Raw genomic sequence first — 9,969 nt, 5'->3', positions numbered from 1 at the left:
AACTACGCAGCCGCCAACACCTACCTCGACGCCCTCGCCCACCACCGCCACACCCACAACCTCCCCGCCACCTCCCTCGCCTGGGGCCTATGGGAGGAGGAGAGCGGTCTCACGCGGTCGCTGGGCGCTGCCGAGCGGGCCAGGATCGGGCGGAGCGGTATCCTGCCGCTCACCTCGGCCGAAGGGCTGAAGCTGTTCGACGCCTCGCTCGCGCGGGACGCGGCGCTCGCGGTGCCGGCGCTGCTGGACCTGGGGGCGCTGCGCAGCCGCGCCGCCGCCGGCGAACTGCCCGCGCTGTACCGGGAGTTGGTGCCCGTACCGGCCGCCCCCGTGCGGTCGGCCGCCTTGCCCGCCGAGGGCGCGCCCGGGGTACGGGACCGGCTGCTCGACATGGACGACGCGGAACGCGAGGGGTTCCTCGACGAGCTGGTGCGCGGCCACGTCGCCGAAGTCCTCGGGCACGCCTCGCCCTCGGCCGTGGAGCCTCGGCGCGGGCTGCTCGACATGGGCCTGGACTCCCTCTCCGCCGTCGAGCTGCGCAACCGGCTCGGTGCGACCACCGGACTGCGGCTGCCGACCACCTTGGTGTTCGACTATCCGACGCCCGTCGCCCTCGCCGGTCATCTGCTGGACCGGCTGGCCGAGGAGCTGCCGAGCGCGGCCCTTTCACCGCTCGACGCGTTGGAAGCGGCGTTCGAGGAGATCTCCGGTGACGAGGAGAACCGCTCCCTTGTGCGGGCCCGGTTGGAGGCACTCCTGAGCAAGCTGGCCGCCGACGGCGGAGCGGCCGACCCGGACGCCTCGGCGAGTTTCCCGGACGGCCTGGATGCCGTGGCGGACGAGGATCTCTTCGAATTCATCGACGGCGAACTCGACTGAGCCGGTCGCTCGTTGTTCGCATGGCCACGCGACGGCGGGCCGGTGCTTGTCGCCGGCCCGCCGTCGCGGCGTTTCCTCCTCTTCTCCGGACAGGGTCTCCGGAAAGAGGCGGCGGGTAAGTCGGCGGTTAGCGTTCCTTGTGACGCTGGGGCGCACCAACGCGCCGCGCAGTGCGGGCGCGTGCCCTCACGGCGAAGGAAGGCTCGATGACCTCCACACGGGTTCCCGTCCCATTCGAATTCACAGCGATCAAAGGGCTCGACATCGACCACAGCTACCGTGAGCTCCTGGAGCACGGGCGCCCGGTGTGGGTGACCCCGCCGTACGGGGAGAACGCGTGGCTGGTGAGCCGGTACGCGGACATCAGGGCCATCCTGGGCGACCAGCGGTTCGGCCGGGCCGCCGCGGCGGGCCGCGACGAGGCGCGGGTGGCGCCGGTGCCGGTGGGCGGCAGCATCATGGGCGCGGATGCGCCGGACCACGGCCGGCTGCGGCGGCTGATCTCGAAGCCGTTCTCCAACCGGGGTGTCGAGCGGCTGCGACCGCGGATCGCGCAGGTGGCCGAGGACCTGCTCGACGCCATGGCGGAGCGGGGTTCCCCGGTCGATCTCGTCACGGCCTTCACGGGCCCGTTCTCCGCGCTGAACATCTGTGAGCTCCTGGGCGTGCCCGAGGACGAGCGGGACCGCTTCCAGGACATGGTGCAGTGCTTCTTCGGCAGGACGGAGCTGTCGCCCGAGGAGATCGCGGTCGAGCTGGAGCTGCTGCGCGACTATGTCCGCGAGCTGATCGACCGGCGCCGCCGCGAGCCGGGTGAGGACCTGGTCAGCGCCATGCTGGAGACCGCGGCCGAGGGCGGCCCCTACGCCGACGAGGAGTTGCTGGAGCTGGTGTACACGCTGCTGATCGGCGGCTACGACACCCCGGCCTCCCAACTGGCCTCGACCTTCTACGTCCTGTTGTCGCGGCCTGAACAGGCGCGGCTGCTGCGGGAGAACCCGGAGGCCGTTCCGCAGGCGGTGGAGGAGTTGCTGCGCTTCGTCCCGCTCGTCTCGCACGCGACGTTCGCCCGGTACCCGACGGAGGACGTGGAGATCGGCGGGCAGCTGATCCGGGCCGGTGAGCCCGTGCTGTGCGCCACCCCGGCCGGGAACATGGACCCCAAGGCGTTCGAGGACCCCGAGGCCCTGGACCTGCGGCGGGCCGGGAACGCGCATCTTTCCTTCGGACACGGCCTGCACCACTGCACCGGCGCGGCCCTGGCCCGGGTGGAGATGCAGGTGGCGATCACCGCCCTGTTGACGCGCTTCCCGGACCTGCGGCTGGACGTGGCGCCCGAGGACGTGCAGTGGCTGAAGGGCATGCAGATCAGGACGCTGGGCTCGCTGCCGGTGGCGTGGGGGCCGGGCGGCAGCCGTTCGTAACGGCCGGACGGTGCGTGACGGCTCGACACGACGAGCCCCGGAGGCTTCGGCCTCCGGGGCTCGTCGTCGTGTCCGGTGGCGGGCCGGGCCGAGGTGATCAGTTCCCGTCGGGCGTACCGCGCAGCACGATCGCTCGCGCGGGGCACAGGTCCACGGCCTCCCGCACCGCCTCCCACTCGTGGGGGCCGGGGTGGGGGTCCCGTACGAGGACGTATCCGTCGTCGTCGTGGTCGAAGACGGCGGGGGCGCTGTAGGCGCACTGGGCGGCCCCGATGCAGGTTTCCCGGTCGGCGGTGACCCGTGCCTCGGCGGGCTCGCCTGCGCTCACCATGTCACCGGCATCTCGTTGACGCCCTGCACCGTGCCGCTGCCCGGCGGCCGGGTGGGCAGCCGGTCGGCGGGGACGGCCAGGCGCAGCGTGGGGATGGAGGTGAACAGGGCGGAGAAGGCGATCTCCAGTTCCAGCCGGGCGAGGCTCTGGCCGAGGCACTGGTGGATGCCGTAGCCGAAGGACAGGTGGCGGCGGCCGGTGCGGTCGGTGTCGAATGCCTGCGGGTCCTGGTGGACGCGGCTGTCCCGGTTGGCCATGGTGGCGGAGAGCAGGACGCCCTCGCCCGCGCGGATGACCTGCCCCGCGAGGGGGATGTCGGCGGTGGCGACGCGTACTCCGGCGAGGTCGGTGACCGCGACGCAGCGCAGGATCTCCTCGACCACCTGGGGCACGGTCTCCGGGTCGGCCTGCATGCGGGCGAGTTGCTCGGGGTGGTCGAGCAGTGTGAGGGTGCCCAGCGCGATGGTGGAGGCCGTGGTCTCGTGCCCGGCGACCAGGATGACCAGGGCTATCTGGACGAGGTCGGCGTGGCTGAGGCGGCCCGTCGCGACCTCTTCCCGGGCCAGGCGGCCGATCAGTCCGGGGCCGGGTTCGGTGCGCCGGCGGGTGGCCAACGCGTCGAGATAGCCGATGAGTTCGCCGCCCGCCGCCTGGGAATCCGCACCGGTGGTGGCCTGGAGGAGCCGGCGTGAGGCGTCCTGGAAGAACTCCAGGTCCTCGTGGGGCAGTCCCAGTACCTCGGAGATGACGCGGGACGGCACGGGCAGCGCGAAGTCGTGCACGAGGTCGGCGGGCGGGCCGGTCCGCAGCATCCGGTCCACGTAGTGGTCCACGATCTCCTGCACGACGGGCCGCAGTTCGGCGACCCGCTTGCGGCTGAAGTCCGGGTTGAGCAGGCGGCGGTGCTCATCGTGGGCGGGCGGGTCCATGCCGATGAGCACCAGGCGCTTGGCGACCTCGGCCTGGAAGCGGGGCGCGACGGCCGGGTAGTCCGGGCGCTGCCGGTCGGCGGAGATCCGCGGGTCCGCGAGCAGTTGCCGCGCCTCGGAGTAGCCGGTGACGAACCATACGACGCGGCCGTCGAAAAGCGTGACCCGGGTCAACGGCGCCTGGGCGCCGAGCTGTTCATAGGCGGGCGGCGGCTGATAGGGGCAGGCCCTCTGTTGCGGAAAGGGCGGTGCAGCGGACAGGCCCGGCGGGGCGGTGATTTCCATCGCGTTCCCCTCGTCTTCTTCCTGCGGGCAGGGATTTCCCCGCAGCCGGAAAAGCTAGGAGGCGCCGCGAACGCCCTGCAACCCCGTGCCTCCGGGGCTTTAGCGCCACGTAATGCGGCGGCTCACGGAAGCGTCACGTAAGCAGCACGGTAGCGGCTTTCCCGAATATGGCCGGGCAGAGGAAAGGAGCAGGTCGTGGAGACTCCACACATCCGGATCCTGTCGGTGGGTACCGCGTTGCCCGGACCGCCCGTCGACAATGCCGCGCTCGCCCGCCGGTTCGGCATGGACGCCCTGTGGGAACAGTGGGTGGACGCGTTCATCGGAACGCGCAACCGGCATCTGGCGGTCGACATCGAAACCGGTGAGATCCGCGATTCGCTGTCCGGCCTCGGCGAGACGGCGGCCCGGCGGGCACTGGAGGGCGCGGGGGTCCGGCCGGACGAGGTGGACCTCGTCGTGATGGCCACGGCCACGCCGGAGCAGCTCATGCCCGCCACGGTCAACGTCATCTGTGACCGGCTGGGCATCGACGACGTGCCCACCTACCAGTTGCAGTCGGGCTGTTCGGGCGCGGTCCAGGCCCTGGACGTGGCCCACCAGTTGCTGCAGACGGGACGGCACCGTACCGCGCTGGTGATCGGCGCCGATGTGCTCGCGCGGTTCTACGACTGTGACGCGAAGCTGGCGAAGTTGCCGCCCGACCAGTTGGTGAACTACGTCCTGTTCGGGGACGGGGCCGGTGCGGCCGTCCTGAGCTCCGACCCCACGGCGGGCCGCTGCGAGCTGGTGTCGGTCCGTACGCGGCTGACGGGGCTGAACCAGGTGGCCGGTGCGACGTTGGAGTGGTTCGGGCCCGTCGACCGGCACTCGGAACGGCCCGCGGCCACCGAGGACTACAAGGCGATCGAGCAGCGCGTGCCGGAGATGTCCGACGAGACCCTGCGCGAGTTGCTGGACGACCTGGACTGGCGCGAGGAGGACGTCACCTATCTGCTGCCGCCGCAGCTGTCCGGCCGGATGACGCGACGGATCGTGGAACGGCTGGGGGTCGCGGGCGCCGAGGAGGTCTCCTGCGTCAACACGACGGGCAACAACGCCAACGCCCTGGTCTTCTTCCAGCTGGAGCGGGCGCTGGAGCGGCTCGCGCCCGGTGAGCGGGCGATCGGCATCGCCATCGAGTCCAGTAAGTGGATCAAGGCCGGTTTCGCGCTGGAAGGGGTCTGAGCGGCACCATGACTCGCGCGACTTCCGCCCCCGCCCCCGCCGACCCCGGTGACGAACTGCTCGCCCTGCACCGGGCCGGCCGTCTCGCCGCCTCCTACCCGGACCTCAAGTCCCTGCTGGCACGCCTGCCCGAGGCCGGTACCGTGCGGGCCGCGCAACTGCTGTCCCGTGTCGACCCGGACGCGGTGCTGCGCGAGCACCCCGGGCTTCCGGCCCTGTCGGTCGCCGTCACCGGCCATGGGACGCTCTCCGCGCTCGTTCCGGCCCTCGCCCTGGAGGCCGCCCGCCACGGCATCGTGTTGCGCACGGCCGTCTCGGACTTCGACTCCTATGTCTTCGACCTGTCGGACCCGGGCAGCGCCCTGCACGCCGCCGCGCACGACCTGGTCCTGTGCCTGCTCGACCCGATGATCGTCATGGACGAGCTGCCGACGCCCTGGCGTCCGGAGGACGTCGAGGCGGTGCTCGCCGAGAAGACGGCGCTGCTGGACGGGCTCACCGCCCGCTTCGCCGCGTCGGGCAGCGGCACCCTGGTGCTCAACACCATGCCGCTGCCCCGCGCCCTCGTCGCCCAGCTGGTCGACCACCGCTCGCGCGCCCGGCTCGGCGCGGTCTGGCGCGAGGCCAACGCCCGCCTGCTGCGGCTGGCCGAGACGCGCCCGGAGCTGGTGGTGCTCGACCTGGACCCGCACGCGGCCGAGGGCGTCGCGGTCACCGACCCGCGGCTGAGCGTCTACGCCAAGGCCCACCTCTCGCCCGGGATGCTCTCGTGCTACGCCCGGGAGGCCGGTCACCTGGCCCGCATCGTGGCCGGACAGCCGAAGAAGTGCCTGGCGGTGGACCTGGACCAGACGCTGTGGGGCGGGGTGCTCGGCGACGACGGGCCGGACGGCATCGAGGTCGACGGCGGCAGCCCCCGCGGCGAGGCGTTCCAGACCTTCCAGAAGGTGCTCAAGCAACTCGCCTCGCAGGGCGTGCTGCTGGCCGCGGTGAGCAAGAACGACCTGGCCCCGGTCCGTGAGGTCGTCGCCGGGCATCCGGGGATGACGCTGCGGGAGGAGGACTTCGTCCGCTTCGCGGTGAACTGGCGGCCCAAGCACGAGAACCTCAAGGAGCTGGCCGAGGACCTCAACCTGGCCGTCGACAGCGTCGTGTTCGCCGACGACAGCCCCTACGAGTGCGGCCTCGTGCGCCACGAACTGCCGGGGGTGAGCGTCGTCCAGCTGGACGAGGAGCCGGCCGGGCATGTCGGGAAGCTGCTGCGGGACGGCTGGTTCGACGTCCGTGAGCTGACCGTGGAGGACCGGGCGCGCCCCGCGCTCTACCGCGTCGAGGCCGAGCGCAAGGACTTCCTGCACAGCTTCGACTCCCTCCAGGACTACCTGCGCGAGCTGGGGGTGCGGGTACGGATCGGCCCGGTCGAGGAGCGGGACGTGCCGCGGGTGGCCCAACTGACGCTGCGCACCAACCAGTTCAACCTCACCACGCGGCGGCTCCAGGCGACCGACGTGAAGGAACTGGCCGCGCGTCCGGACACCCGGGTGCTGGCCGTGCACGCGGGCGACCGCTTCGGCGAGAACGGTCTGGTCGGCGCGGTCTTCACCCGCCGTGCGGGCACCACCGTGCACATCGACAATTTCCTGCTCAGCTGCCGGGTGTTCTCCCGCGGCATCGAACAGACCGCCCTGGCGGCGGTGTTGCGGCAGGCGCAGGCCGACGGGGCACGCGAGGTGCTCGCCGTCTACCGCGAGAGCGCCAAGAACACCAAGGTCCGGGACTTCTATCCGCAGAACGGCTTCGAGCCCGTGACGGAGACCGAGGACGGCCTCGTCCTCCGGCACGACCTGGCGTCCGTCCCCCCGGTCCCCGACCACGTGCAGCTGACCGAGTCCTCCGAAGGGAACACCCCGTGAACTCCATCGACGCATTCATGACGCTGATCCAGGACGACCTGGGCCTGCCCGTCGACGACTCCGACGTGGACCGGGCGCTGGAGACGGTCCCGGGCTGGGACTCCGTCCACCTCATCACCCTGCTCAGCATGCTGGAGCGCGAAACGGGCCGTTCGCTGTCGCTGCCCGCCGCGCTGGAGGCGACGACGCTCCGCGGCCTGTACGACGTGGCGGTGGCCGGATGAGGCCGGTCCCCGTCGCCCGCGAGCGACGGCACACGCTCTACTTCCTGGAGAGCGCCAAGGCGTTCGCGCCGGTCTTCCTCGACACCGAGGTCGACATGGGGCGGGTGTGGCAGCACCGCGCGGCCGCCGCCGCGGACGGCCACCGCTATTCGGTGGTCAGCTATGTGCTGCACGCCGGAGCGCGGGTCATCGCCGCCCACCCCCAGGCCAACAGCGCGATCGGCGGCCGTCTGCTGCCCAGGACCGTCAACTACGGCTCGACCAGCGCCAAGCTCGCCCTGGACCGGCGGCTGGGCGGCCGGCGCGTCGTCCTCGCCGCCGTGCTGCCCGACCTCGAACGCGCCGGCCTGGACGAGATCCAGCACCAGGTCGACCACTACCGCGACGGCGACCCCGACGTCATGGCCGAGTTCGCCAACCTGCGCGCGCTGCACAAGCTGCCGGTGCCGGTCGGCCGGGCGCTGTTCCGCAGGGCGACCCGGTCGCTGGCGACGCGGGCGGCCCGCACCGGGACGTTCGCGGTCAGCTCGCTCGGCCACCGCGCCGTGGACGGTTTCCACTCGGTGGGCGGCACCACGATCACCCTCGGCGTCGGCCGCGTCACGGACCGGCCCGTCGTCCGGGACGGCGCCGTGACCGTGGCGCCGGTGATGCGCCTGAACCTGGCCTTCGACCACCGTGTCGTCGACGGCGCCGAGGCGGCCGACATGCTCACCGAGATCAAGGAACGCCTCGAAGGCTTCCCCGGCGCACCGGAAGGAGGGGAGGACCGGACCGCCGGTGCCACGGCGGCCGGTTCGACGGACCGATGAACGACGTCGGGGAACTCAAGCAGTACGTGGGCGCGCACGCCCGTGCGCAGTCCCTGCCACCGAGCCACTTCGAGGAACTGCTCGGCCGTATCCGCACCGACGAGGAGGGCGCGGAGGACTCCTGGGCCGGCGAGTGGTGCCGGGTCGGCGAGCGGTTCGAGAAGGCGGGCCAGTACCTGGAGGCCAGCCGGCACTTCAACATGGCCCGCTTCCCCTACGTCGACGGCCCCGCCCGCGGCGCGGCGCTGGAGCGCTGTGTGCACGCCTTCGACCGCTGGCGGAAGGAGACCGGCGGCATCGAACGCCTCGACCTGGACCTCCCCGGGGGCCGGGTGGGCTGCTGGACGACCGGGCTCGGCCAGACCGGACATCGGCCCCTGCTGGTGTTCATGGGCGGGATCGTCAGCGTCAAGGAGCAGTGGGCACCGCTCCTCGCCCGCCTGGACCGGCTGGGCTTCGCCGGGATCGTCACCGAGCTCCCCGGCGTCGGCGAGAACACCCTGCCCTACGACGCCGACAGCTGGCGCATGCTGCCGCGGCTTCTCGACGCGGTCCAGGGCCTGGCCGACGTGACGCGGACGTACTGCATCACGCTGAGCTTCAGCGGCCATATGGCCGTGCGGGCCGCCCTGGAGGATCCGCGCATCCGGGGCATCATGACGGTCGGCGCCCCGGTGCACGACTTCTTCACGGACCGCGCCTGGCAGGCACAGGTGCCCCGGATCACCGTCGACACCCTCGCCCACCTGACCGGCGTCCCGGCCGCGGACGTCGGCCCGCACCTCCGCGACTGGGCCCTGACGGATCGTCAACTCTCCCTGCTGTCCGTCCCATTGGCCTACGCGGCGAGCGCGCGGGACGAGATCATCCCGGCCGGGGATCCGCTGCGCCTGCGCCGTCACGTACGGGACCTGCGGTTCGTCGAGTACGACGACGTGCACGGGGCCCCGCATCACCTGCCCGAGATGCAGCTGTGGGGCTTCCTGTCGATTCTCCGCATGAAGGGCGGCCACTACCTGCCCCGGGCGGCCCTGCGGTACGCGCATCTCACCCACCGCGCCCGCCGCGGTCTCGCCGCGCGCCGGGCCTGACCGGTTCCGCTTCGCCCCGATCCCCGTCCGCCCCGTTTTTCGAGAGGTTGAACACCGTAATGGCGACCGAGGAAGAGCTTCGCGAATATCTCAAGCGTGCCACCGGCAATCTCGCCCGGGCCAGGCAACGCCTGCGCGAGGTCGAGGCCGACCGGCACGAGCCAGTGGCCGTGGTGGCGATGGGCTGTCGCTACCCGGGCGGTGTCGCCTCCCCGGAGGACCTCTGGCGACTGGTCGCCGACGGCACGGACGCCATCGGCGGCTTCCCCACCGACCGCGGCTGGGACCTGGACGGCCTCTACGACCCCGACCCGGACCGGACGGGCACCAGCTACACACGGCACGGCGGCTTCCTGCACGACGCGCCGCGCTTCGACCCGGAGTTCTTCGGCCTGAGCCCGCGCGAGGCCCTGGCCACCGACCCCCAGCAGCGGCTGCTGCTGGAGGTCGCCTGGGAGACCTTCGAACGCGCGGGCATCGTCCCGGAGACCCTGCGCGGCAGCCGTACGGGGGTGTTCGCCGGCGTCATGTACAACGACTACGCGACGCGCCTGACACCCGCTCCCAAGTCCTTCGAGGGATACATCGGTTCCGGCAGCGCGGGCAGTGTGGCCTCCGGCCGGGTGGCCTACACCCTCGGCCTGGAAGGCCCCGCCGTGACCGTCGACACGGCCTGCTCCTCCTCCCTCGTCGCCATCCACCTGGCCGTCCAGGCGCTGCGGAACGGCGAGTGCACCCTCGCACTGGCCGGCGGCGTCACCGTCATGGCAACGCCCAACACCTTCATCGAGTTCAGCCGCCAGCGCGGCCTGTCCACCGACGGCCGCTGCAAGGCCTTCTCCGCCGACGCCGAC

General features: G+C 72.1%; 10 protein-coding genes. 8 read left to right on the top strand and 2 right to left on the bottom strand.

Annotation, left to right across the window (positions count from 1 at the left end; all coding sequences use genetic code 11):
• Positions 1–879, top strand: an 879-nt coding sequence (locus ACIQU6_RS42885) for a phosphopantetheine-binding protein (RefSeq protein WP_403487858.1), incomplete at its 5' end; no start/stop codon positions are given.
• Between the two features lie 206 nt (positions 880–1,085).
• A complete protein-coding gene (locus ACIQU6_RS42880) occupies positions 1,086–2,303 on the top strand; it encodes a cytochrome P450 (protein WP_403487856.1) in 1,218 nt (405 codons plus the stop codon).
• Positions 2,304–2,400: 97 nt separating this feature from the next.
• On the opposite strand, the gene ACIQU6_RS42875 is transcribed toward ACIQU6_RS42880, so the two are convergent.
• Positions 2,401–2,634: a ferredoxin gene (locus ACIQU6_RS42875; protein WP_403487854.1), complete on the bottom strand. Its 234-nt coding sequence runs from the start codon at positions 2,632–2,634 to the stop codon at positions 2,401–2,403.
• Positions 2,628–3,848, bottom strand: coding sequence for a cytochrome P450 (locus ACIQU6_RS42870; RefSeq protein ID WP_403487852.1), 1,221 nt, complete (start codon positions 3,846–3,848; stop codon positions 2,628–2,630). Before ACIQU6_RS42870 ends, ACIQU6_RS42875 begins: the two co-directional genes overlap by 7 nt.
• A 195-nt stretch (positions 3,849–4,043) precedes the next feature.
• Between ACIQU6_RS42870 and ACIQU6_RS42865 the strand changes: the two genes are divergently transcribed.
• From ACIQU6_RS42865 to ACIQU6_RS42840, 6 genes are all read left to right on the top strand, one after another.
• Entirely contained in the window at positions 4,044–5,075 is a 1,032-nt protein-coding gene (locus ACIQU6_RS42865) for a 3-oxoacyl-ACP synthase III family protein (RefSeq protein ID WP_403487850.1), read from the top strand.
• Between the two features lie 8 nt (positions 5,076–5,083).
• Entirely contained in the window at positions 5,084–6,988 is a 1,905-nt protein-coding gene (locus ACIQU6_RS42860; protein ID WP_403487848.1) for an HAD-IIIC family phosphatase, read from the top strand.
• Complete coding sequence (locus ACIQU6_RS42855; RefSeq protein WP_403487846.1) at positions 6,985–7,212, top strand: acyl carrier protein; 228 nt, start codon at positions 6,985–6,987, stop codon at positions 7,210–7,212. The genes ACIQU6_RS42860 and ACIQU6_RS42855 overlap by 4 nt, the downstream gene beginning before the upstream one ends.
• Complete coding sequence (locus ACIQU6_RS42850) at positions 7,209–8,024, top strand: 2-oxo acid dehydrogenase subunit E2 (protein WP_403487844.1); 816 nt, start codon at positions 7,209–7,211, stop codon at positions 8,022–8,024. Before ACIQU6_RS42855 ends, ACIQU6_RS42850 begins: the two co-directional genes overlap by 4 nt.
• On the top strand, positions 8,021–9,115 hold the full coding sequence (locus ACIQU6_RS42845) for an alpha/beta fold hydrolase (RefSeq protein WP_403487842.1): 1,095 nt from the start codon (positions 8,021–8,023) through the stop codon (positions 9,113–9,115). Before ACIQU6_RS42850 ends, ACIQU6_RS42845 begins: the two co-directional genes overlap by 4 nt.
• A gap of 59 nt (positions 9,116–9,174) precedes the next feature.
• A partial coding sequence (locus ACIQU6_RS42840; RefSeq protein ID WP_403487840.1) for a beta-ketoacyl synthase N-terminal-like domain-containing protein occupies positions 9,175–9,969 on the top strand: 795 nt, incomplete at its 3' end.

This window comes from Streptomyces sp. NPDC090442, assembly GCF_044769405.1.
Taxonomy (GTDB): domain Bacteria; phylum Actinomycetota; class Actinomycetes; order Streptomycetales; family Streptomycetaceae; genus Streptomyces.
The sequence above is the reverse complement of the archived record's forward strand: the minus strand, read 5'-3'. Positions and strand labels throughout refer to the sequence as shown.